Source organism: Zoogloea sp. (assembly GCF_028693495.1).
GTDB lineage: Bacteria > Pseudomonadota > Gammaproteobacteria > Burkholderiales > Rhodocyclaceae > Zoogloea.
Window position 1 is genome coordinate 15,081 of the sequence record NZ_JAQUVG010000019.1, and the last position, 24,829, is coordinate 39,909.

Annotated in this window: 21 protein-coding genes; 11 read left to right on the forward strand and 10 right to left on the reverse strand. The window is 63.9% G+C overall.

Annotated features, from left to right (window positions below):
- Positions 1-261: 261 nt before the first annotated feature.
- Positions 262-1,068, forward strand: coding sequence for a sulfite exporter TauE/SafE family protein (locus tag PHD22_RS05155; protein WP_299863255.1), 807 nt, complete (start codon positions 262-264; stop codon positions 1,066-1,068).
- Between the two features lie 4 nt (positions 1,069-1,072).
- Here the strand turns inward: PHD22_RS05155 and PHD22_RS05160 are convergent, their stop codons facing one another.
- Both PHD22_RS05160 and PHD22_RS05165 read right to left on the reverse strand, forming a co-directional pair.
- The gene (locus PHD22_RS05160) at positions 1,073-1,534 is read right to left on the reverse strand and encodes a bacteriohemerythrin (RefSeq protein ID WP_299863258.1); all 462 of its coding nucleotides are present in this window, start codon (positions 1,532-1,534) and stop codon (positions 1,073-1,075) included.
- Between the two features lie 191 nt (positions 1,535-1,725).
- Positions 1,726-2,508 (reverse strand): enoyl-CoA hydratase-related protein, encoded by a 783-nt coding sequence (locus PHD22_RS05165; protein ID WP_299863261.1) that lies wholly within the window; start codon positions 2,506-2,508, stop codon positions 1,726-1,728.
- A gap of 232 nt (positions 2,509-2,740) precedes the next feature.
- Here PHD22_RS05165 and PHD22_RS05170 point away from each other — a divergent pair, with 232 nt between their 5' ends.
- Together PHD22_RS05170 and PHD22_RS05175 are read left to right on the forward strand one after the other, a co-directional pair.
- Positions 2,741-3,076: a DUF485 domain-containing protein gene (locus tag PHD22_RS05170; RefSeq protein WP_299863264.1), complete on the forward strand. Its 336-nt coding sequence runs from the start codon at positions 2,741-2,743 to the stop codon at positions 3,074-3,076.
- Positions 3,076-4,740 (forward strand): cation acetate symporter, encoded by a 1,665-nt coding sequence (locus PHD22_RS05175; RefSeq protein WP_299863266.1) that lies wholly within the window; start codon positions 3,076-3,078, stop codon positions 4,738-4,740. Before PHD22_RS05170 ends, PHD22_RS05175 begins: the two co-directional genes overlap by 1 nt.
- Positions 4,741-4,881: 141 nt before the next feature.
- Here PHD22_RS05175 and PHD22_RS05180 read toward each other — a convergent pair whose 3' ends face one another.
- Positions 4,882-5,553 (reverse strand): GntR family transcriptional regulator, encoded by a 672-nt coding sequence (locus tag PHD22_RS05180; RefSeq protein ID WP_299863269.1) that lies wholly within the window; start codon positions 5,551-5,553, stop codon positions 4,882-4,884.
- A gap of 290 nt (positions 5,554-5,843) precedes the next feature.
- Between PHD22_RS05180 and scpA the strand changes: the two genes are divergently transcribed.
- The 4 genes from scpA (at position 5,844) to PHD22_RS05200 (ending at position 12,677) form a co-directional block, all read left to right on the forward strand.
- On the forward strand, positions 5,844-8,006 hold the full coding sequence (scpA, locus tag PHD22_RS05185) for a methylmalonyl-CoA mutase (RefSeq protein ID WP_299863272.1): 2,163 nt from the start codon (positions 5,844-5,846) through the stop codon (positions 8,004-8,006).
- A gap of 69 nt (positions 8,007-8,075) precedes the next feature.
- Positions 8,076-9,068, forward strand: a complete 993-nt coding sequence (meaB, locus tag PHD22_RS05190; protein WP_299863275.1) for a methylmalonyl Co-A mutase-associated GTPase MeaB — start codon at positions 8,076-8,078, stop codon at positions 9,066-9,068.
- Between the two features lie 41 nt (positions 9,069-9,109).
- Positions 9,110-10,645, forward strand: coding sequence for an acyl-CoA carboxylase subunit beta (locus tag PHD22_RS05195; protein WP_299863278.1), 1,536 nt, complete (start codon positions 9,110-9,112; stop codon positions 10,643-10,645).
- Between the two features lie 19 nt (positions 10,646-10,664).
- The gene (locus PHD22_RS05200) at positions 10,665-12,677 is read left to right on the forward strand and encodes an acetyl/propionyl/methylcrotonyl-CoA carboxylase subunit alpha (RefSeq protein ID WP_299863281.1); all 2,013 of its coding nucleotides are present in this window, start codon (positions 10,665-10,667) and stop codon (positions 12,675-12,677) included.
- Positions 12,678-12,868: 191 nt separating this feature from the next.
- Here PHD22_RS05200 and PHD22_RS05205 read toward each other — a convergent pair whose 3' ends face one another.
- From PHD22_RS05205 to PHD22_RS05235, 7 genes are all read right to left on the reverse strand, one after another.
- Entirely contained in the window at positions 12,869-14,131 is a 1,263-nt protein-coding gene (locus PHD22_RS05205) for an Hsp70 family protein (protein WP_299863284.1), read from the reverse strand.
- Between the two features lie 97 nt (positions 14,132-14,228).
- Complete coding sequence (locus tag PHD22_RS05210; RefSeq protein WP_299863288.1) at positions 14,229-14,840, reverse strand: FlgO family outer membrane protein; 612 nt, start codon at positions 14,838-14,840, stop codon at positions 14,229-14,231.
- A complete protein-coding gene (locus tag PHD22_RS05215) occupies positions 14,828-15,604 on the reverse strand; it encodes a hypothetical protein (RefSeq protein ID WP_299863290.1) in 777 nt (258 codons plus the stop codon). Before PHD22_RS05215 ends, PHD22_RS05210 begins: the two co-directional genes overlap by 13 nt.
- 156 nt (positions 15,605-15,760) lie before the next feature.
- Positions 15,761-16,111: a YajD family HNH nuclease gene (locus tag PHD22_RS05220; protein WP_299863292.1), complete on the reverse strand. Its 351-nt coding sequence runs from the start codon at positions 16,109-16,111 to the stop codon at positions 15,761-15,763.
- Positions 16,108-18,240 carry an ornithine--oxo-acid transaminase gene (gene rocD / locus PHD22_RS05225; protein ID WP_299863294.1) on the reverse strand — a complete coding sequence of 711 codons (2,133 nt, stop codon included), beginning with the start codon at positions 18,238-18,240 and terminating at the stop codon, positions 16,108-16,110. The genes PHD22_RS05220 and rocD overlap by 4 nt, the downstream gene beginning before the upstream one ends.
- 79 nt (positions 18,241-18,319) lie before the next feature.
- Entirely contained in the window at positions 18,320-19,855 is a 1,536-nt protein-coding gene (gene ubiB, locus PHD22_RS05230; RefSeq protein ID WP_299863296.1) for a ubiquinone biosynthesis regulatory protein kinase UbiB, read from the reverse strand.
- Positions 19,856-19,925: 70 nt separating this feature from the next.
- Entirely contained in the window at positions 19,926-20,585 is a 660-nt protein-coding gene (locus PHD22_RS05235; protein WP_299863299.1) for a hypothetical protein, read from the reverse strand.
- A gap of 168 nt (positions 20,586-20,753) precedes the next feature.
- On the opposite strand from PHD22_RS05235, the gene argS reads away from it, so the two are divergent.
- From argS to PHD22_RS05255, 4 genes are read left to right on the forward strand one after another with little or no spacing between them, the layout of a single operon-like run.
- On the forward strand, positions 20,754-22,487 hold the full coding sequence (gene argS, locus PHD22_RS05240) for an arginine--tRNA ligase (RefSeq protein ID WP_299863302.1): 1,734 nt from the start codon (positions 20,754-20,756) through the stop codon (positions 22,485-22,487).
- A gap of 18 nt (positions 22,488-22,505) precedes the next feature.
- On the forward strand, positions 22,506-23,273 hold the full coding sequence (locus PHD22_RS05245; protein WP_299863307.1) for an SPOR domain-containing protein: 768 nt from the start codon (positions 22,506-22,508) through the stop codon (positions 23,271-23,273).
- A gap of 28 nt (positions 23,274-23,301) precedes the next feature.
- The gene (locus PHD22_RS05250) at positions 23,302-23,925 is read left to right on the forward strand and encodes a thiol:disulfide interchange protein DsbA/DsbL (protein WP_299863310.1); all 624 of its coding nucleotides are present in this window, start codon (positions 23,302-23,304) and stop codon (positions 23,923-23,925) included.
- Between the two features lie 51 nt (positions 23,926-23,976).
- The gene (locus PHD22_RS05255; protein ID WP_299863313.1) at positions 23,977-24,744 is read left to right on the forward strand and encodes an SDR family oxidoreductase; all 768 of its coding nucleotides are present in this window, start codon (positions 23,977-23,979) and stop codon (positions 24,742-24,744) included.
- The last annotated feature ends 85 nt before the right edge of the window (positions 24,745-24,829 follow it).

Here is a 24,829-nt window from a genome sequence, read left to right on the forward strand (position 1 = left end):
GCCGTTCATGGTCTCTGGCGGATGAAGCCGGAGCCGGCAAAGTCCCTGATTGAGCATCAGCAGCGGGCGGCATGGGGGTGTGGCTTTCGGGGGCTGGACAGGCCTGGTGGGTTTGCCCGAATTGCGCTCCCGCCCGGAACTGGAGACCATGCGGGCCTTGCCCGGGGCGACCGGCGGTCCATCACTTCGGTGGCGCCGGATGCGTGGGCTTCACCGCCGGGTGATGGCTCGGCCACACCGATCTGCTGGATTGACGGAAAAATGGGAATGGAATGGTTGCTGGCCTACCTGGTTCTGGGGGCTTTCGTGGGTTTCTTTGCCGGGCTGCTGGGGGTGGGGGGCGGTGCCATCATGGTGCCGATGCTGACCAGCCTTTTTGCCGCCCAGGGTTTTCCCCGGGAGCACATGGTGCATGTGGCTCTGGGAACCTCCATGGCGGCCATCGTGGTCACGTCGATTTCCAGCTTGCGCGCTCATCACAAGCATGGCGCAGTGCGCTGGGACATCGTCAAAGGGGTCGCTCCTGGCGTGCTGGCGGGTACGTTTGCAGGCACGTTCATTGCCTCCCGGGCTCCGACCCAGCCTCTGGCGCTCTTCTTTTCCTGCTTTACCGCCTATGTGGCGGTCCAGATGATTCTCAACGTGAAGCCCAAGCCGTCCCGTGATCTCCCCGGGCCGGTGGGGCTGGTGGCTGTGGGTAGCGGCATCGGGGCCGTCTCGGCGCTGGTGGCCATCGGAGGCGGCTCCCTGTCGGTGCCCTTCATGACCTGGTGCAACGTGAAGGTACAGCATGCCATCGGGACTTCGGCCGCCATCGGTCTGCCCATTGCGCTGGCCGGCGCGCTGGGGTACCTGATCAATGGTTGGGCTGCCGAGGGCCTGCCCCCGTGGACCATTGGCTTCATCAACCTGCCGGCGCTGCTGCTGGTGGCCGCCGTGTCGAGCCTGACGGCACCGGTGGGTGCCGGGCTGGCCCACCGCCTGCCGGTGGCCACCCTCAAGAAGATCTTTGCCTGCGTGCTGGTAGTGCTTTCCGCCAAGATGCTCCATACGGTGTTTGGCGCTTGAGCGCTCAGTTGAAGAAGCGACGCAGGGAGCGGGCCAGCCAGCCTCCTTCCTGTTTCTCCTCGGTCAGACTCTTCATCTTTGGACGCACGGCGCCCACATAAGCGGCATCATCGTGGCGGATGTGGCTGAACAGCCAGCGGTGAAGCAGGGCATGGAGCTCGTGGGAGATGTCTTCTCCCTGTTTCATGCGCTGCTGGAAGCTGGCCACCCGGCGTACAAAGAGTTCGTGCACTTTCTTGTGCCCGCGCACGAATTCGTAGCTGGCGTCCTCCATCAGGCATTCCTCGAAGGCGAAGTGGGACAGGGTGTATTCCACCAGGTCGTCGATGACAGTGACGATGCCGGCCCGGTCCGCGTTCTGGCGGGCGTCGTGGAGCCGGTTGATGAAATCCATGATCTGCTTGTGCTGGTTGTCGATTTCAAGAATGCCGGTGTCCAGGTCGGCGGACCAGATGAGATGGGTCATAGTGTCCTCTCGGAGAGTGCGACCGCATAAAGCAGAAAGGCCACCGGCCGAAAGGGGCGGCGGTGGCCTGTGCGCAGGTCGACAGGTGTGGGAAAGGAGACGTCCGTGGTCAGGACGCGTCGGACCCGAATGGTATACCCGATGGCTGCTGCCTGGCTGTGGAGTGCACCTGGTTCGGGCTGTTACGGACCTCAGCGCCCCTTGAATTGGGGGGTTCGCTTGTTCAGGAAGGCGTCCAGCCCCTCCTGGTAATCGTCGGTGGCGAGGAAGTCGAAAGCGCTGTTTTTTTCTTTCGTCGTCAGGGGCTGGCCTGTCATCAGACGGTGCACCCACTGTTTGTGCCAGCGGGCCACCAGGGGGGCGCCCTTGAGGATGCGGGCGACGGTGGCCATGGCTTCCTTCTCGACCTCTTCGTCATCCACCACCCGGGTCAGCAGACCCTTGGCCAGGGCTTCCCGGGCACCCAGGATGCGCCCTTCCGGCAGGATTTCCAGCAGGACGGCGGGGCCGACCAGCGCCAGCAGGCCCGCCATCTCGCCGGGGTACATGGAGAACCCCAGCTTGTTGATCGGTGCGCCGAAGCGGCTCGATTCGCCGGCAATGCGCAGGTCGCAGCAACCAGCGATTTCCAGGCCGCCTCCGACGCAGGCACCCTGGATCATCGCCACGGTGGGTACCGGGCAGGCACGGATCGAATCCAGGGCGGCGGCGACCAGATTTTCGTGGTAATGCAGCGCATCTTCCACAGTGGCCCGGACGGTCAGAAATTCTTCGATGTCGCCACCGGCGGCAAAGGCCTTGTCGCCTGCGCCACGCAGCACCACGCAGCGGATTTCCGGGTGGGTATTGATGGCGCTCATGTGGCTGCGCAGCTTGCGCCACATGTCGGCGTCTACGGCATTGAGCTTGTCGGGGTTGGACAGGCACAGGATGGCAATCCCTGCGTCCTGGTGGTAAAGGATGTCTCCGGGCATGGGGGCTTTCGGGAGCGGGAGTAGTGGACGGCAGTTTTGTTGCAGTGCAAAAAAAGCGGCCGTACGTTGTAGTATGGAGTCTTGTATATGTTATATCATCGGTCCGGGCGTCGTTCTGACGCGAGTGCGTCCACCAGAAATATCACAATAAAAACAGCTCTACCGATCGTCGATCCAGCAACACCAACAGGCAACCCGCGTCGCATCCACTGACATTCCTGGGAGGGAAATCATGTCAACTACAGCAAGCCAGAATGCCGTTTACGCGCGCATTCGCAAAAACCCGCGCTTCGCCGAGCTTGTCTCGAAGCGTCAGGGCTTTGCCACCCTGTTGTCGATCATCGTGCTGGTGATCTTCTACGGTTTCTTCATGGTGGTGGCCTTCAATCCCAACCTCATTGGTCAGCGTCTGTCCGAGGGCTCTTACGTGACCATCGGCATTGCTGCCGAGCTGTTCATGTTCATCTTTTTCTGGGTGCTGACCGCGGTTTACGTCAAGCGTGCCAACGGCGAGTTCGATGAAATCACTGCCGAGATCGTTCGCGACGCTTCCAAGGAGGTGAAGTAATGCTGGCCCGTCTGAATGTTGCCCTGCTGGGCTTGCTTGCATCGACCCTGTCCTTCGCCGGTGATGCCATTTCCGCCACCGAGAAGCAGCCCCTCAACCTCCACGCCATCGGGATGTTCGTGCTGTTCGTCTCGATGACCCTCGGCATCACCTACTGGGCGGCTGGCCGCACCAAGTCGGCTTCCGACTTCTACACCGCCGGCGGCGGCATCACCGGCTTCCAGAACGGCCTGGCGATCGCCGGCGACTACATGTCGGCGGCCACCCTGCTCGGTCTCACCGCGCTGGTCTATACCAAGGGCGTCGATGGCTACATCTACATGATCGCCTTCTTCGCCGGCTGGCCCATCATCCTGTTCCTGATGGCCGAGCGCCTGCGTAACCTGGGCAAGTTCACCTTTGCCGACATCACCTCCTACCGGCTCAACCAGAGCAAGGTGCGCACGATGGCGGCGGTGTCCTCGCTCACTGTGGTGTGCTTCTACCTGGTGGCCCAGATGGTCGGTGCCGGCCAGCTGATCAAGCTGCTGTTCGGCCTCGACTACAACATCGCCCTGTTCGTGGTCGGTGCCCTGATGATGGTGTACGTCACCTTCGGTGGCATGGTCGCCACCACCTGGGTGCAGATCATCAAGGCCTGCATGCTGCTGGCAGGCGGTACGCTGGTGGCGGTGCTGGCCATGTCCCAGTTCGGCTTCAGCTTCGAGAAGATGATGGGGCAGGCCGTCTCGCTGCACTCCCTGGGCGAGAAGCTGCTGTTCCCGGGCACCCTGCTGCCGGATCCGATCACCGCGCTGTCGCTGGGCCTCGGCCTGATGTTCGGTACGGCCGGCCTGCCGCACATCCTGATGCGCTTCTTCACGGTGACCAACGCCAAGGAAGCCCGCAAGTCGGTCCTCTACGCTTCCGGTTTCGTGGCCTACTTCTTCAACGTGATCCTGCTGATGGGTTTCGCGGCCATCATCATCGTCGGCCAGAACCCCGAGTTCTTCGAGGGTGGCCAGATCGGCGGCAAGATCGTCGGCGGCGGCAACATGATCGCCATGCACCTGGCCAAGGCGGTGGGCGGTAACCTGTTGCTGGGCTTCCTGTCGGCAGTGGCCTTCGCCACCATCCTGGCGGTGGTGTCCGGGCTGGCGCTGGCCGGCGCTGCGGCGATCTCCCATGACATCTATGCCCGCGTGATCCGCAAGGGCAAGGCCACCGAGACCGAAGAACTGCGTGTGTCCCGCTTCGCCTCCGTGGGTCTGGGCCTGGTGGCCATCGTTCTCGGCATCGCCTTCGAGAAGATGAATGTGGCGTTCATGGTGGCCCTGGCCTTCGGTATCGCTGCTTCTGCCAACTTCCCGGTGCTGATCCTCTCCATGTACTGGAAAGGTCTGACCACTCGTGGTGCGGTGGCGGGTGGTTACGCCGGCCTGGTGGCTGCAGTGCTGCTGGTGGTGTTCTCGAAGTCCGTGTGGGTGACCGTGCTGGGTAACGCCGAGGCGCTGTTCCCCTACGATCAGCCGGCCCTCTTCTCCATGCCGCTGGCTTTCCTGATCACCTTCATCGTGTCCAAGCTCGATAACAGCGCCGAGGCCCAGGCCGAGCGTGCTGCCTTCGAGGATCAGTATGTGCGTGCACAGACTGGTTTCGGTGCCGCTGAAGCCAGTTCCCACTGATGCTGCAGCCGTGCCTGAGTGGGCGCGGCTTGAATGAAAAAACCCCCCTGGCGCGTCTGCGCTCGGGGGGTTTTTACGATTTCGACAGTCGAGTCCGGAGGGTTGGCTAATAATATTCCCTGCCGTTTTGCGGGGAAGGGTTCAGGCAGCGCTTTCCCGCTGGGCTGCGATCTTCGCGAGCGCCTTGCGACCGCTGGCGATGTGCCCCCGCATGGCCTGCTCGGTAGCACAGATGTCCCGGCGGGACAGGGCCTCAAGAATGACCTGGTGTTCCGCCAGGGACTGTTCCAGCCGGCCTTCACTGAACAGGGAATGATGCCGCGACAGCTTGATGACCTTGCGCAGGTCGGTGATGGCCTGGGTCAGCCAGCGGTTGTCGGCGATCAACTGAATTTCCTGGTGGAAGGCCTGGTTGGCTTCGAAGAAGCCATCGATGTCTTTCGCAACGGTGGCCCGTTCCAGATCATCATGGATGGAGCGGAGGCGGACCAGATCCGATTCGCTGGCCTTACGGGCGGTATCCACGGCGCACTGGCCTTCCAGGAGGGCCATGACCGTGAAGATTTCGTCCAGGTCGCGCTCCGATATTTCCGTAACATAACAGCCCCGGCGGGGCTTGAGGGTGACGAGGCCTTCGGCGGCCAGCACTTTCAAGGCTTCCCGCAGAGGGGTACGGGAGATGCCATACTGGGCGGCCAGCGCCTGCTCATCCACCCAGGTCCCGGGGGGCAGTTCGTGGGAAAAAATGCGCTGGCGCAGGCGTTCGGCCACCTCCTGATAAAGGGCGAGCGGGGCGATGCGGCTGGCATTCATCGATCTGGGGGACAAGGCGGTGAGTGGGTTGTCTTCTGTTGTTGCGTCCATAATTATGGATAAAGTATTATCTGCGGGATAGCAAGTCAAGCGCCTGCGCGGGTTGCAACCCTTGTGCGGGCCTGACGGCGACAAGCCGGCGGGCCACAAAAACAGAGGGAGGGAGAAAACTGCCCAGCGCAGGGCACGACAGCCGGCCGTGGCCATGGGTCACGGCCGGGACTGGCGTCACATATATCAAACAGAGGGGCCCTCTTCGAGACGGTCCCGGCACGTGAGGGTAGCAAGCCATGGCGAACACCAACGAACCGACCTTTCCCCAACCTGACCTGGAGGCCTGGAGCAAGGCTGCTGCCAAGTCGGCTCCGGGGGGTGATGTCAGCAAGCTCAACTGGGTGACGCCGGAAGGCATCACCGTCAAGCCGCTGTACACCGCCGCGGACCTGGATGGTCTCAAGTACGCCAACACCCTGCCGGGTTTCGAGCCCTTCCTGCGGGGCCCCCAGGCCACGATGTATGCAGCGCGCCCCTGGACCATCCGCCAGTACGCCGGCTTCTCCACCGCTGAAGCGTCCAATGCCTTCTACCGCAAGGCGCTGGCCGCCGGCGGTCAGGGCGTGTCGGTGGCCTTCGACCTGGCCACCCACCGCGGCTACGACTCCGACAACCCCCGTGTGGTGGGTGACGTGGGCAAGGCCGGCGTGGCCATCGACTCCGTCGAGGACATGAAGATCCTCTTCAACGAGATCCCCCTCGACAAGGTGTCGGTGTCCATGACCATGAACGGCGCCGTGCTGCCGATCCTGGCCGGCTACATCGTGGCCGCCGAAGAGCAGGGCGTGTCGCAGGACAAGCTGTCCGGGACCATCCAGAACGACATCCTCAAGGAGTTCATGGTCCGCAACACCTACATCTACCCGCCGACGCCGTCGATGAAGATCATCGCTGATATCTTCCAGTACACGTCGACCCACATGCCCAAGTTCAACAGCATCTCGATCTCGGGCTACCACATCCAGGAAGCAGGCGCCAACCAGGCCATCGAGCTGGCCTTCACGCTGGCCGACGGTGTCGAGTACGTGCGCACCGGCATCAAGTCCGGCATGGATGTGGACACCTTCGCGGGCCGCCTGTCCTTCTTCTGGGCGGTGGGCATGAACTTCTACCTGGAGATCGCCAAGATGCGTGCCGCGCGCATGCTGTGGTGGCGCCTGATGAAGCAGTTCAACCCGAAGAGCCAGAAGTCGATGATGCTGCGTACCCACAGCCAGACCTCCGGCTGGTCCCTCACCGAGCAGGACCCGTACAACAACGTGGTGCGTACCACCATCGAAGCCATGGCGGCGGTATTCGGCGGCACCCAGTCCCTGCACACCAACGCCCTGGACGAAGCCATCGCGCTGCCGACCGAGTTCTCGGCCCGCATCGCCCGCAACACCCAGATCATCATCCAGGAAGAGACCCACATCACCAGCGTGGTGGATCCGTGGGCCGGCTCCTACATGATGGAAAAACTCACCCAGGACATGGCCGACAAGGCCTGGGCCCTGATCGAGGAGATCGAGGCCATGGGCGGCATGACCAAGGCCGTCGAATCCGGCTGGGCCAAGATGAAGGTCGAGGAGTGTGCGGCCGACAAGCAGGCCCGCATCGACTCCGGCAAGGACGTGATCGTCGGCGTGAACAAGTACAAGCTCGCCAAGGAAGACCCGATCGAGATCCTCGACATCGACAACCACGCCGTGCGTGACGCCCAGGTCGCCCGTCTGGCCCAGATCCGCGCCACCCGCGACAGCGCCGCCGTCAGCGCCGCCCTGGCCGCCCTGACCGAGGCCGCGAAGAGCGGTGAAGGCAACCTGCTCGACCTGGCCGTCAAGGCCGTGCGTCTGCGCGCCACCGTGGGCGAGATCTCCGATGCGCTGGAAGTGGTTTTCGGCCGCTACCGTGCCAACCCCCAGGCCGTCACCGGCATCTACAACGCCGTGGTTGAAGGCGACGACGACTGGCAGGCCCTGAAGGCCGACATCGAGGCCTTCGTCACCGAGGAAGGCCGTCGCCCGCGCATCATGATTGCCAAGCTGGGCCAGGACGGTCATGACCGCGGTTCCAAGGTGGTGGCCTCGGCCTTTGCCGACCTGGGTTTCGACATCGATATCGGTCCGCTCTTCCAGACCCCGGAAGAAGCCGCCCGTCACGCCGTCGAGAACGACGTGCATGCAGTGGGCTGCTCCAGTCTGGCCGCTGGTCACAAGACCCTGGTCCCGGCGATCATCAATGCCCTCAAGGAGCAGGGTGCTGATGACATCATCACCTTCGTCGGTGGCGTGATTCCGGCCCAGGACTACGACGCGCTCTATGCTGCCGGCGCCAAGGGCATCTTCGGGCCGGGTACGCCGATCCAGACTTCGGCCCGCGAGGTCCTGAAACAGATCCGCGCGGCCCGCAAGGCCTGACCCGCGATCGGTTGCCACAAGGCACGCCAGCTTCGGCTGGCGTGTCGGCCATTATCTGAGCTAATGAACATGCCCTCCGACCTTCCGCAACGGGATCCCGTCGACCAGGCCTTGGTAGATGGCGTGCTGGCGAAGAGCTTGCGCCCCCTTGCCAAGACCATCACCCTGATCGAATCCCAGCGTCCGGACCACAAGCAGCGTGCCCGCAGTGTGCTGGAAGGCCTGCTGCCCCATACCGGCAGATCCATGCGCGTCGGAATTTCCGGCGTGCCCGGCGTGGGCAAGTCCACCTTCATCGAGGCACTCGGTCTGTACCTGATCGAACAGGGCCACAAGGTGGCGGTGCTGGCCGTGGATCCGTCTTCCAGCGTGACCGGTGGCTCCATTCTTGGAGACAAGACCCGCATGGAACTGCTCTCCCAGCGCACCGAGGCCTTCATCCGCCCCAGTCCTTCGGCGGGCAGTCTGGGTGGTGTGGCCGAGAAGACCCGGGAGGCCATGCTGGTCTGCGAAGCGGCCGGCTTCGATGTAATCATCATCGAGACGGTCGGCGTGGGCCAGTCGGAGATCGCCGTTGCCGGCATGACCGACATCTTTTGCCTGCTCCAGCTGCCCAATGCCGGGGATGACCTGCAGGCGATCAAGAAAGGCATCATGGAGATCGCCGACCTGATCGTCATCAACAAGGCAGACATCCATCCCCAGGCTGCCAAGGTGGCCCGTTCCCAGATCAAGAGTGCCCTGGGCATGCTGCGCCACGCTTCGCCCAACTGGACACCGCCGGTACTGATGCTTTCCGCGCTGCAAAAGCAGGGGATTGCCGAATTCTGGAATACCATAAATGACTACCGCGCTGCCATGCAGCAGAGCGGTGAGTTCGATGCCCGTCGCCGTCACCAGGCGCGGGCGTGGATGTGGGAACTGATCGACCAGGGCCTGCGGGCCCGGTTTGCGAGTAATGCCCGGGTGCAGCAGGATCTGCCCGGTTTGCAGGCGGCCGTCGAAGCTGGCCAGGCGACGCCCTCCGCAGCGGCGCTCAGGCTGCTCGGCCATCTGGGCTGAGAACACGTACTACATACAGAATCATTGACTGGAGGTTGTAAATGCACGACATCATCCACCAGCTGGAAGAGAAGCGCGAAGCGGCCCGCCTGGGTGGCGGCCAGAAGCGTATCGACAGCCAGCACAAGAAAGGCAAGCTGACGGCCCGAGAACGCATCGAGTTGCTGCTGGATCCGGGCTCCTTCGAAGAATGGGACATGTTCAAGGAGCACCGCTGCGTCGACTTCGGCATGGACCAGGCCGAGAAGACCCCGGGTGACGGCGTCGTCGTCGGCTACGGCACCATCAATGGCCGGCTGGTGTTCGTGTTCAGCCAGGACTTCACCGTGTTTGGCGGCTCCCTGTCCGAGACCCATGCCGAGAAGATCTGCAAGGTGATGGACCAGGCGATGAAGGTCGGCGCCCCGGTGATCGGCCTCAACGACTCGGGCGGCGCCCGGATCCAGGAAGGTGTCGCCTCCCTCGGTGGTTACGCCGACGTGTTCCAGCGCAACGTGATGGCCTCCGGCGTGGTGCCGCAGATCTCCATGATCATGGGTCCGTGTGCCGGCGGCGCGGTGTATTCGCCGTCGATGACCGACTTCATCTTCATGGTCAAGGACTCGTCCTACATGTTCGTGACCGGCCCCGAAGTCGTGAAGACCGTGACCCACGAAGACGTCACCGCCGAAGAACTGGGCGGCGCGGTTACCCACACCACCAAGTCCGGCGTGGCCGACCTGGCCTTCGAGAACGACGTCGAAGCGCTGTCGATGCTGCGCCGCTTCATGAACTTCATCCCGGCCAGCAACAAGGAAATGCCGCCGGTCACGCCGACCAACGACCCGGCAGACCGCTTCGACTATTCCCTCGACACCCTGGTGCCGGACAACACCAACAAGCCGTACGACATGAAGGAGCTGATCGTCAAGGTTGTCGACGACAGCGATTTCTTCGAGCTGCAGCCCGACTACGCCAAGAACATCATCATCGGCTTCGGCCGCATCGACGGAAGCCCGATCGGCATCGTCGCCAACCAGCCGCTGGTGCTGGCCGGCTGCCTCGACATCAAGTCGGCGATCAAGGCTGCCCGCTTCGTGCGCTTCTGCGATGCCTTCAACATCCCGGTGGTCACCTTTGTGGATGTGCCGGGTTTCATGCCGGGTACTGCCCAGGAATACGGCGGCATCATCAAGCACGGGGCCAAGCTGCTCTACGCCTACGCCGAATGCACTGTGCCGAAGGTCACCGTGATCACCCGCAAGGCCTACGGCGGTGCCTACGACGTGATGTCCTCCAAGCATCTGCGTGGCGACGTGAACCTCGCCTGGCCGTCGGCCGAAATTGCGGTGATGGGCCCGAAGGGCGCTGTGGAAATCATCTTCCGCGAAGAAAAGAACGACCCCGCCAAGCTGGCCGAGCGCGAAGCCGAATACAAGGCCAAGTTTGCCAATCCGTTCGTGGCCGGCGCCCGGGGCTTCATCGACGACGTGATCATGCCCCACGCCACCCGCAAGCGCATCGCCCGCTCCCTGGCCATGCTCAAGGACAAGCAGCTCGACAACCCGTGGCGCAAGCACGGCAACATTCCGCTGTGATCGCCGAGGACGCCAAGACATGTTTACCAAGATCCTGATTGCAAACCGCGGCGAGATCGCCTGCCGCGTCATCAAGACTGCCCGCAAGATGGGCATTGCCACCGTCGCTGTGTACTCCGAGGCCGACAAGGACGCCCTGTTCGTCGAGCTGGCCGACGAGGCCGTGTGCATCGGCCCGGCGGCCTCCAAGGAATCCTATCTGGTCGCCGACAAGATCATCGCCGCCTGTAAAGAGACCGGTGCCCAGGCGGTTCACCCGGGCTACGGCTTCCTGTCGGAGAACGCCGAGTTCTCCCGCCGCCTGGAAGAAGAAGGCATCAAGTTCATCGGTCCCAAGCACTACTCCATCGCCAAGATGGGTGACAAGATCGAGTCCAAGAAGCTCGCCATCGAAGCCGGTGTGAACACCATCCCCGGCTACAACGACGCCATTGACGGCCCCGACGCCGCCGTGGAAATCGCCAGGAAGATCGGCTACCCGGTGATGATCAAGGCCTCCGCCGGCGGCGGCGGCAAGGGCCTGCGGGTGGCCTACAACGACGCCGAAGCCCACGAAGGCTTCTCGTCCTGCGTCAACGAAGCCCGCAACTCCTTCGGCGACGACCGGGTCTTCATCGAAAAGTACGTGCTCGAGCCGCGCCACATCGAGATCCAGGTGCTGGGCGACAGCCACGGCAACTACGTGTACCTGAACGAGCGTGACTGCTCGATCCAGCGCCGTCACCAGAAGGTCATCGAAGAGGCGCCGAGCCCCTTCGTCGATGCCGAGATGCGCAAGGCCATGGGCGAGCAGGCCGTAGCCCTGGCCCGCGCGGTGAACTACGAATCTGCGGGTACCGTGGAGTTCGTGGTGTCTGGCGCGACCAAGGAGTTCTACTTCCTCGAGATGAACACCCGTCTCCAGGTGGAACACCCGGTCACCGAGCTGATCACCGGCCTCGACCTGGTCGAGCAGATGATCCGCGTCGCCTACGGCGAAAAGCTGCCGCTGGCCCAGGCCGACGTGAAGATCAATGGCTGGTCCATGGAATGCCGGATCAACGCCGAAGACCCCTTCCGCGGCTTCCTGCCCTCCACCGGCCGGCTGGTGAAGTTCCTGCCGCCCAAGGAGATCACCGACGACAAGGGCACCACCCGCGTCGATACCGGTGTGTACGATGGTGGCGAGATCTCGATGTTTTACGACTCGATGATCGCCAAGCTGATTGTCCATGCGCCGACCCGTGCTCAGGCCATCGCCCGCATGCGCGACGCCCTCAACAGCTTCGTGATCCGCGGCATTTCCTCGAACATCCCGTTCCAGGCCGCGCTGATGCAGCATCCGGTCTTCCATTCCGGCATCTTTGACACCGGCTTCATCCCCAAGCACTATCCGACGGGCTTTGATGCCTCGATGGTGCCCCACGATGATCCGGCCCTGCTGGTTTCCGTGGCGGCCTATGTCTATCGCGCCTTCACCGATCGTGCTGCCTCGATTTCCGGCCAGCTTCAGGGGCACGAGCGTCTGGTGGGCGACCACTGGATGGTTGTGCGTCTGAACAAGGAAGGCAACGAGCACCACCCGGTGGTGGCCCGTCCGGTGGCCGGCGGCTATCACGTCGAGTACGCCGGCAAGAACTACGAGATCAAGTCCGACTGGAAGCTGGGCGAGTCCCTGTTCAACGGCACCGTCAATGGCGAGCCCTTCACCCTGCAGGTGGAGCGCCACAAGACCAAGTACAGCCTGTTCCACTGGGGCACCCGCGCCGACTTCATGGTGATGAGCGCCCGCGCCGCCGAGCTGCTGGCCTTGATGCCCGAGAAGCTGCCGCCCGATCTTTCCAAGTTCCTGCTGTCCCCGATGCCGGGCCTCCTCCGTGAGGTCTCTGTTCAGGTCGGTCAGGAAGTGAAGGCCGGAGAGAAGCTGGCGGTCATCGAAGCCATGAAGATGGAGAACATCCTCAAGGCCGAGCAGGACTGCAAGGTCAAGAAGATCGTGGCCTCTGCCGGCGGCAGCCTGGCAGTGGACGAGGTGATCATCGAGTTCGAATGATCTGTCTGGCTACCCCGCCGGGTCTTGTCCCGGTGAGGTGGCACGACAGGCTGCAGACCCAACCCCCCGCCTGTCGGGGGTTTCTTTTTTCAGACCGCAGGGTCTCCCTGCTCAGGCAACGGCTGCCCGGCTCTCTGGCTTGATCTGGTGCCTGCCGTTGCTTTCCCGGGATTCTCCCGGTTTCTGGACACTTATCCGTAACGCCGGCTGGCCTCCACAGCGAGGCCGGCTCCAATGCTGCCGAACAGGTCTCCTTCCACGTTTCTGGCCTGGGGCAGTTCGGCGGCGATCCGTGCCCGCAGCTGGGTCACTCCACTGGCGCCGCCGGTGAAATAGAGCGTGTTCACCTGATCCCGGCGAATGCCCGCCTGGTTCAGCAGATCGGCAACGGTGGCGGCCACCCGGCCCACCAGGCTCCGGGTGGCGCGAGCAAAGTCGTCCCGGTCAATCCCATGGCGGAGTCCGGCCTCCAGACGATCCAGATCGAGGCAGGTGCGTTCCTCCCGAGACAGGGCGATCTTGGCCTCTTCCACCTGCAAGGCCAGCCAGTGCCCTTCCCGTTGGCCGATCAGACGGGCCAGACGGTCCAGTTCCCGGCGTGCTGCGGCATCCCGGTAAATATGCTGGAAATCGGCAAAGGCCTGGCGGGTATACGCGAAGTTGATGGTGTGCCAGGTGGCGAGCTGGAAGAACAGGCCGGAAGGTACTTCCGCGCCGCTCTTCATCAGGCTGCGATAGCCCAGCAGGGGCATCACGCAGTCGAGGCTGAGGGCCCGGTCGAAGTCGGTGCCGCCCACATGCAGGCCGGCGTTGCCGAGCAGGTCGTTCTGGCGGTCCAGGTGCCGGGCCCGCTCCGGTGACAGGCGGACCAGCGAAAAATCAGCGGTGCCCCCGCCGATATCGGCGATCAGGACCAGTTCCTCTTGCTGCAACCCGGCTTCGTAGTGGAGGGCTGCGCCAATCGGCTCGAACTGAAAGCTCACGTCCCGGAAGCCTACCTGGCGGGCGATTGCCTCCAGGGTGTCTTGGGCGCGTTGATCGGCACTCTCGTTGTCATCCACAAAATGGACGGGGCGGCCAAAAACTGCCTGTTCGAAGTGCCGTCCAGCCTGGGCTTCAGCGCGGGTCTTCAGTTCTCCGATGAAGCTGGCCAGCAAATCCTTGAAAGGCAGAGCCCGCCCGCCCACCTCGGTGCTGCCCTCCATCAGGCTGCTGCCGAGCAGGCTTTTGAGGGCCCGCATCAGCCGGCCTTCGTAGCCCTCCAGGTATTCGGCGAGGGCGTCCCGACCAAAGTGGGTGCTTTCTTCGTCCGCATTGAAGAACACGGCTGAGGGCAGGGTGGGCTTGTCGCCTTCCAGGGGCAGCAGGGTGGGCAATCCCGGCCGCAGCCAGCCGACGGTGGAGTTGGATGTGCCGAAGTCGATCCCGCAGGCGCGGGCTGGGGAGTAACGCATGGCGGCATACCCGAAGGAGAAAGGGGCGGGATCTTACCCCAACAGCGCATGCCCTGCCGGGGGATCGGAAGGCTTTCCCTTGCCCGGCCATGGGGCGTCAGCGTTTACGGATCAGGCTCTGGATCTGGCGGTCCATGGGCAGGGCGTAATCGTAGGCTGCCAGCACCACGCTGGTGCTGGGATTGACCACTTTGAGGCTCACATGAACCATTGTTGCGCTTTCGGCGTAGGTGCCGACAACGACCGCTTGGGCATTGTGGTTGGATGCGACCTCCTTGATCTCCCGGGTCAGCAGCAGTTCGCCTTCATGGCGTTTCATGTAGACACTGTTGCGTACTTTCAGCTCGAGCACGCTGTGTCCCAGGTGGGTCATCCTGGAGGCAACCTGCTCGGAGATCAGCCGACCCAGGGTGGATGACTGTTCCAGCTGGTCGATATTGACCAGCGTGGCCACGATGAAGGGGCTGGGGCCGGTTTGAACCTGGGGCGCAGCCGTGTTGCTGGCGAAGGCCGGCTCCACCGCGCGCTGGGGGGCCGGATAGCGCTTCATGAGTTCGGTCACGGCCATGTAGTTGGCCGTGTTGAAGGCATTGTTCTGGGCCTGTTCGTAGGTGGGTTCTGCGGCAAGCTGTGTTCTGGGTGTGGTTTCACAGGCCCCCAGCAGCAGGGTGGAAAGGATAATCGTGGAGCAGGGGATCAGCGTACGCATGTGCTGCTCCCTTGACCGCAGTCGCCATGCACCGAAATTCTGTGGCCTGACGGAGGGGGCTGGTTTGCCTGAGCCCTCTCCCAGTAGAGGGCCCGATCTTCGTCCTCGGTGTAGTAGATGGTGCTGCGGCGGCTGACAATCCGGTGGGCATCGGTGACCGAGGCGGTCAGCAGGATTTCGGAGCGGGGGACCGGACCGGCAGCAAAGCGGCCATTACGCAGACCTTCCTGACTGACCCAGCCAAAGGCGTCCAGAGCACTTGCGACGGCGAGCCCCTTGACGCCTGCAGATACGCTGGCGGTGGAGCTGAGGTCGGCGGCAAGCACTCCGCCCAGGGCCAGAATGCCGGCAGTCAGTGCGGTGGCTTCGCCGTAGTAATACGTGTTTTTGGCCCGGTCGGGCTGGAAGCGGTGGATGGAGTAGCGGATGTCCATGACCAGGGGGCTGCGTGCGTCGTTGCTGATCGGCAGGCCCTGGGCCATCAGGGCGGTGATCAGCAATTCCCGGAAGCCGTTCACGAAGGGCTGTTCGTCGCCGGGAGTCGGTACATGAATGCTGCGTCCGTTGAGTTGCCCCCGGAGCTCTCCCGACATTTGCAGTGCGAAGTGTTGGGCAATCCTGTTCCAGTGTTCTGCTGCCTGCAGTTTGTACTGGGTGCTGTTTTCAAAACGGGTGGGCGCGGGTACATCTGCATAACGGGGGGCACAGCCGAGCATGACCCCTGTCATGGCCAGCACAATGCTGGTGGTAGCGATTCGATTCACAACGATCCTCTCTGAAACAAATTTGAAACTGCATGCTGGCTACTCGAGATTAGCGCTGGATTGCAGTGTCATGGCAAGTGAGAGAAGTCATTGCATTTTTCGGCGGTTTGCTGAACAGGGTGCTGCCGCCCTGCGGTGCCGGTGCTGAAGTGGCCCTCAGTCCTTCTTCAACAGGCTCCCCAGTGCGGCGAAGGGGGAGTGGGTGGCGGCCTTGCCGGGTTGCTTGGCGGCCACATTGCCCTGGGTGGCCTCCAGCTGGCGCTGGTGTTCGTTGTCATGGCAGTACAGGCACAGCAGTTCCCAGTTGCTGCCGTCGGGTGGGTTGTTGTCGTGGTTGTGATCCCGGTGGTGGACGGTGAGCTCCCGCAGGTTGGCGGGGGTAAACTCCCGGGCGCAGCGGCCGCAGATCCAGGGGTAGATCTTGAGGGCTTTTTCCCGATAACCCTCGGCGCGCTTGTCGGCAGCGCGGCGGGCTTCGAGGACGAGGCGGTCGAGTTTGTCACTCATGGGGTGGCTCCAGGGGGAAAGCGTTCGGCGAGTTCGTTCAGGGTATCTTCGATCAGTCTGGCGGCCCAGTCCAGCTCTGCTTCGGAGATCACCAGGGGCGGTGCGAAGCGGAGGACCGTGTCGTGGGTGTCCTTGGTCATCAGCCCCCGGGCGAGCAGGGTTTCGGCAGCCAGACGTGCGGATACCCGCCTGATGTCCAGTTCCAGGCCGATCATCAGGCCGCGACCGCGTACCTCCCGGATCAGAGGGTTGGCGATACGCTGCAGGCGGGCCAGCAGATGGGCGCCGAGGCGGGCGCTGCGTTCGGCCAAGCCTTCGTCCACCAGAACAGCCAGCGCTTCCATTGCGACGGCACTCGCCAGGGGATTGCCGCCAAAGGTGGATCCGTGGTCGCCGGGTTGGAAGACCTGCATCACCGCCTGGTCGGCCAGGAAGGCTGAGACCGGCAGCAGCCCCCCGCCGAGGGCCTTGCCGAGGATCACTCCATCGGGGCGTACCCCGTCATGTTCGCAGGCGAGCAGGTAGCCAGTGCGGCCGAGGCCTGTCTGGACCTCATCGGCGATCAGCAGGACCTGGTGCTGGCGGCACAGGGCGGCACAACGGGCAAGCCAGCCCTCGGGTGGAATCCGGATGCCTCCTTCGCCCTGGATGGGCTCGAACAGGAAGGCGGCGGTGCGCGGGGTGATGGCGGCTGCCAGTGCGTCCGCATCGCCGAAGGGAATGGTCCTGAAGCCCGGGGTAAGGGGGCCGAAGCCGCTGCGGTACTGTTCGTCAGAGGAGAAGCTGACGATGGTGGTGGAGCGGCCGTGGAAGTTGTTGGCGCAGACGATGATCTCGGCTTCCCCGTCGGGAATGCCCTTGATCCGGTGGGCCCATTTGCGGGCAGCCTTGACGGCGGTTTCCACGGCTTCCAGGCCGGTGTTCACGGGCAGGGCCCGGTCGTAGCCGAGGAGGCGGGTCAGGTGCTCCAGCAGCAGGGGCAGCCGGTCGTTGGAGTAGGCCCGGGAGGTCAGGGCCAGCCGCCCGGCTTGTTCGGCCAGGGCCCGGACCAGGCGTGGATGACTGTGGCCGAAGCTGACTGCCGAGTAGGCACTCATCATGTCCAGGTAGCGGCGCCCCTCCACATCCCACAGCCATACCCCTTCCCCCCGGGTGAATACCACCGGCAACGGGGCGTAGTTGCGGGCACCGAAATGATTTTCCCGGGCCTGCAGAAAATCGCTCCCGGGGCCGAGGGCGGCGGCGGCAATCTCTTCCACCCGGCGGGCGGTAAGGCCGTCCCGATCCCTGTCGGGTACGTATTCGACGATTTCCAGGGCCTGGAGGTCGGAGCAGTTGCGCAGGGCGTGGAGGCTGTCCACCAGTTCCTGAGGGGCCAGCCCGTCGGGTACCAGGCAGGTGGTGGCGGGCAACTGGTCGCAGCTCATGGCGTCCAGGTCCACCGATACGCCAAAGCCTGCGGTGCCCTGGCGCGCGATGGAAAGTGCCTCGTCCAGTACCACTGCCAGGCCACGGCGCCGGACTTCGGGCATGTAGAAGATGCGTACCCCCAGAGATTCGAGCAGGGCCTTTTCCTCTGGCTCCCACGAGCGGGCACCGATGATGGCGATGTGGGCAGGATCCAGGTGCGGGCCTGGCAGGCCGGTCAGGCGGGCATCGCCGATCCCCAGCAGGGCGGCCAGGGGCATGCCATGGATGTTGCCACTGTGGGTGCTGTGTTCGGTATGGGCGTCCAGATGGGCATCGATCCAGATCAGCCCCAGCTTGCCCCGGGCTGCGATGGCTCGAGCCACGCCACGCCAGGTGCCGGCGGCGATGGCATGGTCTCCGCCGAGGACCAGGGGGCGGTCACCCGCCCGGCAGATGGCGGCCGTTTCTGCTGCCAGATCGTGGAGAAAGGCGCCGACGGTACCGATGCGTTCATGCAGCGGGGCCTGGGGAGGTTTGGGTGCGGCGGGCTCCAGCAGCGAGTGCCAGCGGGCGTCGATGCCGTCTTGGCGCAGCCGCGCGTCGATCCCGCCGTCCTTGAGGGCGCGGGGGCCAGCCGCAGGGCCAAAGATCGGGGCGCCAAGACAAGAGCCAGCCCCGATGATGCGGACCGGGCGGGGAGGGACGAGTAGGGCGGACATGATCGGGCTCCTGGGGCATGACGCGGCTTCGAGGGAAGGCCGCCACGCCTGTTGGAGCGTGCGGCGCCGGGCTTTGTTCTCAGGGCAGCCAGCGGAGGGCTTCGAGCCCCGTCAGTGCTGCCAGCAGCATGCTGCAGCCGATCAGCCAGTAGCGGGTGCGGCGGGTTTCGCCGGCCAGGCGCGCCAGCTCGGCCCGGTTTGCCTCGTGGCCGGGGTTGGCCAGGGCCTGGTGCACCAGGCGGGGCAACTGGGGAAGGGTCGCAGCCCAGTCGGGGGCCTCGTCCTGAGCGTGCCGCAGGAAGGCGCGCCAGCCAATCTGGTCGTGCATCCAGCGCTCAAGGAAGGGTTTGGCGGTTTTCCACAGGTCCAGGTCGGGATCCAGCTGCCGGCCCAGGCCTTCGATGTTGAGCAGGGTTTTTTGCAGGAGGACGAGCTGGGGCTGGACTTCCATCTCGAAGCGGCGGGCGGTCTGAAACAGTCGGAGCAGGGTCTTGCCAAAGGAGATGTCCTTCAGCGGACGATCGAAGATCGGCTCGCAGACGGCCCGGATGGCGCCTTCGAATTCATCCACCCGGGTGTGGGCCGGCACCCACCCTGCCTCGATGTGGGCCAGGGCAACGCGCTTGTAGTCACGCTGGAAGAAGGCCAGGAAGTTGGTGGCCAGGTATTTCTTGTCCGAGTCGTTGAGGCTGCCGATGATGCCGAAATCGAGGGCGATGTAGCGACCCCGTTCAGGCCCCTCGGTGGCCACGAAGATGTTGCCCGGGTGCATGTCGGCATGGAAGAAGCCGTCCCGGAAGACCTGGGTGAAGAAGATCTCGACGCCGGCCCGGGAGAGGGCCTTGAGGTCGATACCCTGGGCCTGGAGCTTGTCGAGCTGGGAGATGGGCACCCCCTTCATGCGCTCCATCACCATCACGCTGGTGGAGCACCAGTCCCAGTGTACTTCGGGCACCACGAGGAGATCCGAGTCCTTGAAATTGCGTCGCAGCTGGGAGCAGTTGGCGGCCTCCCGCATCAGGTCGAGTTCGTCGTGGAGGTACTTGGAGAACTCGGCAACCACTTCCCGGGGCTTGAGGCGGCGTCCTTCAGGCCAGATTTTCTCGAGGATGGTGGCAGCGGCATCCAGCAGGGCCAGGTCGTGGGCGATGACCGGGGCGATACCTGGACGGAGGATTTTGACCGCCACTTCGGTACCGTCGGGCAGCTCGGCGAAGTGCACCTGGGCAATGGAGGCCGAGGCGACGGGCTTGCGGTCGAAACGGACAAAGACCTCGTCTGCCGGTTTGCCGTAGGCTTCCCTGAGTTGTGCCAGAGCCTCCTCGCTGGAGAAGGGAGGCACCCGATCCTGCAGGCGGGCCAGCTCCAGGGCAATGGCCGGGGGGAGCAGATCGCGCCGTGTGGATAGCATCTGACCGAACTTGACGAAGATCGGACCGAGGGATTCGAGGGCCTGACGCAGGCGCGCACCGGAGGGCTCGGAGAAACTGCGGCCCCGTTGGAGGGCCTTGATCAGTATGGCCAGCCGGCTGGTCGGCTCGCTGGGAAGGATCATCTGGTCTAGCCCGTATTTGAGGCTGACGGAAATGATCTTGACGAGTCGGAAGAGGCGCACGGCGGCAGGTTTGAAGTAAAACGTGAATTGTGCCCGGAAAGCCCGGGTACGAAAAGCGTGGGTGGGGCGCTCAGCGCGGGCGCGGCTGGGGCCGTGCCGATGCCGGGGAGGGCTTGGTCGAGAGGGGCTGGGGGGTGCCGGGGTGCACCTGTTCCGCAAGCCATCGCATGGTCTGGCGGATGTCCCGCTTCAGGGCTTCGTCGGTGGCCGGATTCTGGCTGTCCAGCTGGGGCAGGCCGGTCTCGTCTACCCGGAACATGGGCAGACGCCATTCTCGCTCCACGACAAGCAGGTGTTCGCCATCACGGATCGCCTTCTGGGCCAGCACGTAGCCGTAGGGCCTGTCCTTGAAGCGGGTGCAGTAGGAAGTCACCGAGGCGGAAGGCAGCCCGTGCCTGGTGGTGGCGAACAGGCCGCTGGTGGTGAAGTTTCCGCAGTGCTGGCGTACTCCGGAGGAAACGTGGGCCAGATAGTCCTCGGGGTTCATCTCCATGGCGGCCATGCGCTGCAGCAGGATGCGGTCCTGATAATCCTCCACCCCCTGGCCCCGGGGAATGTACTCTTCATGGCGGATGCCGTTGCCTTCCCTCAATTCGACGATGCGCCAGCCCTGACCTTCAGGCAGGGGCAGGGGCCAGCGACGGGTAGGTCCGTCCTCGGCAAGGGTGAGACCTGCCGTCAGCAGCAGGGTGGCAAGAAGGGTCTGGTGAAGCAGGGCGGAAAGTCTCACGTTCGGGGCTCTTGGGCGGGGTGGCCAGGGCGACATGGCTTGAACGATAGGCCAGAAAGACCGGTTTTGTCATGGGGGCAGCACTTTGTTACGGAGGCAGGGAGCACCGAAGCGCCGGTTCGCTCCCCCTTTCGATATAATCCCGAGCTTTTAGTCGCAGTATTCCCCATGAGCGCCGATTCCAAGACCCAGCTTGTCGAACTCCTGCGTGCCGCCCTTCTCAGCGTGGCGCCCGAGCAGGCCGATACCCCGATCAACCTGGAGCGCCCCAAGCAGACCGGTCATGGGGATTTTGCGAGCAACCTGGCCCTGCAGCTGGCCAAGCCCCTCAAGCGCAATCCGCGGGAGCTGGCCAACCTGCTGCTGGCCGAGCTGCCGGCCTCCTCCCTGGTGGCCAAGGCCGAGGTAGCGGGCGCCGGCTTCATCAACTTCACCCTGGCTTCCGATGCCAAGACGGCGGTTGTTGCCAGTGTGCTGGGGGCTGGCGCAGCTTACGGCCGCGGCACCAAGAGCGGCGTCAAGGTGCAGGTGGAGTTTGTCTCCGCCAACCCCACGGGGCCCCTCCACGTGGGCCATGGCCGGGGTGCCGCCTACGGCGCTTCCCTGTCCGACGTGCTGGATTTTGCCGGTTTCGACGTGACCCGGGAGTACTACATCAATGACGCTGGCCGGCAGATGGATATCCTGGCGTTGTCCACCTGGCTGCGTTATCTGGATCTGTTCGGCATCGCAGTCCCCTTTCCGCCCAATGCATATCAGGGCGATTACGTGAAGGCGATGGCGGCCCAGATCAAGGAGTCCCACGGCGATCGCTTCGCTCGGGTCGCTGCCGCCGAAGTGCTGAAGGATGCGCCTGCCGTCGAGGCCGACAAGGAAGGTCACCTGGACGTCCTGATTGCCAACGCCAAAAATCTGCTGGCTGCCGACTATGCCTGGGTGCATGGTTTTGCCCTCACGGAGCAGCTGGGGGATGGCCGCGAAGATCTGGAAGAGTTTGGTGTGGTCTTCGACAAGTGGTTCTCGGAGCGCTCCCTGTTTGATACAGGCCTCGTCGAGAAAGCCGTGACGGCCCTGGAGGCGGCGGGCCACATTTATGTGCAGGATGGTGCCAAATGGTTCCGCTCCACCGCCTTTGGCGACGAGAAGGACCGGGTGGTGCAGCGGGAGAACGGCCTGTTCACCTACTTCGCTTCCGACATCGCCTACCACGCCAACAAGTACGAGCGGGGCTTTGACCGGATCATCGACATCTGGGGTGCGGATCACCACGGCTACATTCCCCGGGTCAAAGGTGCCCTGCAGGCCCTCGGCCTGCCGCCCGAGAAGCTCGACGTGGCGCTGGTCCAGTTTGCCGTCCTCTACCGGGACGGCCAGAAGGCGGCCATGTCCACCCGTTCGGGTGAGTTCGTCACGCTCCGCGAACTGCGCCGGGAAGTGGGTAATGATGCCTGCCGCTTCTTTTATGTGCTGCGCAAGGCGGACCAGCACCTGGATTTCGACCTGGATCTGGCCAAAAGTCAGAGCAACGAGAATCCGGTGTATTACATTCAGTACGCCCATGCCCGCCTCTGTTCCGTGCTGGGCCAGTGGAACGGGGTCCTGGCCGACCTGGCCGAGGCGGATCTTTCCCGTCTCGAAAACGAGCGTGAGCTGGCCCTCTGCGCCCGCCTTACGGCCTTCCCCGAGGTTGTCCAGAGTGCTGCGGCGGATTATGCCCCTCACCAGATCGCCTTCTACCTGAAGGATCTGGCGGGAGAGTTCCACAGCTACTACAACGCCGAGCGCATGCTGGTGGACGACGAGGAGCTCAAGCTTGCACGCCTGGCGCTGGCGGCTGCGGTGCGGCAGGTGCTCCGCAACGGCCTGCGCCTGCTGGGTGTCGCTGCACCCGAATCCATGTAATCGCCGGACCCGCCGTTCATGAGCCGAGATAGCAAGCCGAGCCTGCAGCCCAAGAAACCCAAGTCGGGAAGCCGGGGAAGTACCCTGGTCGGCATTTTCGTCGGCCTGATCCTCGGTGCTCTGGTGGCGGCGGGCGTCGCCCTGTACTTCACGTCCGTCTCGCCATTCCCCAGGAAGGCCGAGGAGAAGCCGGCGGTGGTGCCTCCCCCCAAACCCCAGAGTACGGGTGAGCCCGTTTCACTGCCTGGCAAGGCTGGTGACAAGCCTGTGGAGAAGCCGCGCTTCGATTTCTACAATGTGCTGCCCCAGGGATCTGATGCGTTGCCACCGCCCACCAAGCCTGAGGAAGTGACCGAGGTGGTCAGGCCACCGAAGGTCGAGGACAGGCCGCAGGTCCCCGCCAAGGGGGATAAGGCCGAGAAGCCTGACAAGCCCGTGGACAAGCCTGACAAGACCAAGGCGGATGCTGCCGAGCGGGCCAGGGCTGAGGCGGCGCTCCTCGACAAGCCGCTGACTCCGGAACGGTACTATCTCCAGGCGGGATCCTTCGAGGATCCTTCCGAGGCGGATAACCTCAAGGCGCGTCTCGCGCTGATGGGGGTGGAGGCGGGCGTGCAGAAGGTGGAGCTGCCTGAAAAAGGCACGGTCCACCGGGTGCGCGTGGGCCCCTATCTGGGCCAGGACGAAATGAACAAGGCGCGTACCCAGCTGTCCGCTGCCGGGATCAATGCGGCCATCGTCAAGATCAAGCCGAAGGAACCAAAACCGGCTTCGGCAGCTCCATGAGAGCTGAGTGAACCAAGGAGAATCCCTGATGCAGCGTCGTGATGTCCTCAAGCAGCTTTCCATCCTTACCGTAGCGGGGGGCCTGGGTCTGCCCGCCCTGGCCCAGGGTAACGGCTACGAGCTGGTCAATCCACCCCAGCCGGTGGACGCCAAGGGCAAGGTGGAGGTGCTGGAGTTCTTCCACTACGGCTGCCCTCACTGCAAGTCCTTTGATCCGATCCTGGAGATCTGGGTCAAGAAGCTGCCCGCCGATGTGGCCTTCCAGCGTGTGCCAGTGACCTGGGGCAATGCCCAGCTGGCCGGTCTCGCCCGTCTGCACCTCACGCTGGCGGCCACGGGAGATCTCGCCCGCCTCCACGGCGCGGTCTTCGAGGCGGTCCAGGTGGACAAGGCGCCGGTGCACACCGAGGCGGGAGCCCAGGAGTGGGCGGTCAAGAAGGGGGTCGACGGGAAGAAGTTTGCGGATGCCTATCGTTCCTTCGGAGTGCAGGTGGGCCTGCAGCGAATCGAGAAGCTCGGGCGTGATTACAAGGTCCAGGGCGTACCGACCCTGGCCATTGATGGCAAGTATTTCACCTCTGGTTCGATTGCCGGCAGCCATGAGGCTGCCCTGAAGGTGGCGGATCAACTGATCGCCAAGTCCCGCAAGTAAAGTCCCCTGTTCCACGCCACTGGTGGGTGGCGTGTCCCTTTCGAAGCCTCCGTGACCCTTCGCGTTTTCATTACCGGTGCCGGTTCCGGCATCGGTGCTGCCCTGGCCCGTCACTATGCCGCCAGTGGTGCCACCCTGGCTTTGCTGGGGCGCCGCCGGGACGCCCTGGACGAGCTGGCGGCCAGCATTCCTGGACAGCATCTCGTTTACCCGGTTGATGTGGCCGACCCCTCGGCACTCCAGACTGCAGCGGCCGACTTCATGGCTCGCCAGGGGGTCCCTGACGTGGTGATCGCCAATGCCGGGGTGTCGGTGGGCACCCTGACCGAGGAAGCGGATGATCTGGCCGCCTTCGAGCGGGTGATGCAGACCAACGTGCTGGGCATGGTGGCCACTTTCCAGCCTTTTGTGGCAAGGATGCGCGAACAGGGCAAAGGGCGACTGGTAGGCATCGCTTCCGTCGCAGGGATCCGCGGCCTGCCCGGCGCCGGCGCCTACAGTGCCTCCAAGGCGGCAGTCATGGCCTATCTGGAGAGCCTGCGGGTGGAACTCCACGGCAGTGGTGTCAAGGTGGTGACCATTGCCCCGGGTTACATTGCCACCCCGATGACGGCGATCAACCCCTACCCCATGCCTTTCCTGCTGCCGGCAGACCAGGCCGCCCGGCGGTTTGCGAGGGCCATCTCCAGAGGCACCCGTTACACGGTGATCCCCTGGCAGATGGGGTGGGTGGCCAAACTTCTGCGGGTGCTGCCCAATGCCCTGTTTGACCGGATCTTTGCCCGGGCAGGCCGCAAGCCCCGGGGCCTGCCCCTCTAGCCCGGGAGCTCAGCCCAGCTGGGTGATGGCGGGCAGGTACTTCTTGCCCAAGGCCTCGGCTACCTGGGGATGGGTGATGTTGCCA

Excerpts from the sequence above, each read along its gene's own strand:
- PHD22_RS05250 (WP_299863310.1), top strand. The coding sequence starts at position 23,302 with ATGCAGCGTCGTGATGTCCTCAAGCAGCTTTCCATCCTTACCGTAGCG.
- PHD22_RS05245 (WP_299863307.1), top strand. The coding sequence starts at position 22,506 with ATGAGCCGAGATAGCAAGCCGAGCCTGCAGCCCAAGAAACCCAAGTCG.
- PHD22_RS05175 (WP_299863266.1), top strand. The coding sequence starts at position 3,076 with ATGCTGGCCCGTCTGAATGTTGCCCTGCTGGGCTTGCTTGCATCGACC.
- PHD22_RS05180 (WP_299863269.1), bottom strand. The coding sequence starts at position 5,553 with ATGAATGCCAGCCGCATCGCCCCGCTCGCCCTTTATCAGGAGGTGGCC.
- argS (WP_299863302.1), top strand. The coding sequence starts at position 20,754 with ATGAGCGCCGATTCCAAGACCCAGCTTGTCGAACTCCTGCGTGCCGCC.
- PHD22_RS05220 (WP_299863292.1), bottom strand. The coding sequence starts at position 16,111 with ATGAGTGACAAACTCGACCGCCTCGTCCTCGAAGCCCGCCGCGCTGCC.
- PHD22_RS05160 (WP_299863258.1), bottom strand. The coding sequence starts at position 1,534 with ATGACCCATCTCATCTGGTCCGCCGACCTGGACACCGGCATTCTTGAA.
- PHD22_RS05170 (WP_299863264.1), top strand. The coding sequence starts at position 2,741 with ATGTCAACTACAGCAAGCCAGAATGCCGTTTACGCGCGCATTCGCAAA.
- meaB (WP_299863275.1), top strand. The coding sequence starts at position 8,076 with ATGCCCTCCGACCTTCCGCAACGGGATCCCGTCGACCAGGCCTTGGTA.
- scpA (WP_299863272.1), top strand. The coding sequence starts at position 5,844 with ATGGCGAACACCAACGAACCGACCTTTCCCCAACCTGACCTGGAGGCC.
- PHD22_RS05195 (WP_299863278.1), top strand. The coding sequence starts at position 9,110 with ATGCACGACATCATCCACCAGCTGGAAGAGAAGCGCGAAGCGGCCCGC.
- rocD (WP_299863294.1), bottom strand. The coding sequence starts at position 18,240 with ATGTCCGCCCTACTCGTCCCTCCCCGCCCGGTCCGCATCATCGGGGCT.
- PHD22_RS05200 (WP_299863281.1), top strand. The coding sequence starts at position 10,665 with ATGTTTACCAAGATCCTGATTGCAAACCGCGGCGAGATCGCCTGCCGC.
- PHD22_RS05155 (WP_299863255.1), top strand. The coding sequence starts at position 262 with ATGGGAATGGAATGGTTGCTGGCCTACCTGGTTCTGGGGGCTTTCGTG.
- PHD22_RS05205 (WP_299863284.1), bottom strand. The coding sequence starts at position 14,131 with ATGCGTTACTCCCCAGCCCGCGCCTGCGGGATCGACTTCGGCACATCC.
- PHD22_RS05210 (WP_299863288.1), bottom strand. The coding sequence starts at position 14,840 with ATGCGTACGCTGATCCCCTGCTCCACGATTATCCTTTCCACCCTGCTG.
- PHD22_RS05165 (WP_299863261.1), bottom strand. The coding sequence starts at position 2,508 with ATGCCCGGAGACATCCTTTACCACCAGGACGCAGGGATTGCCATCCTG.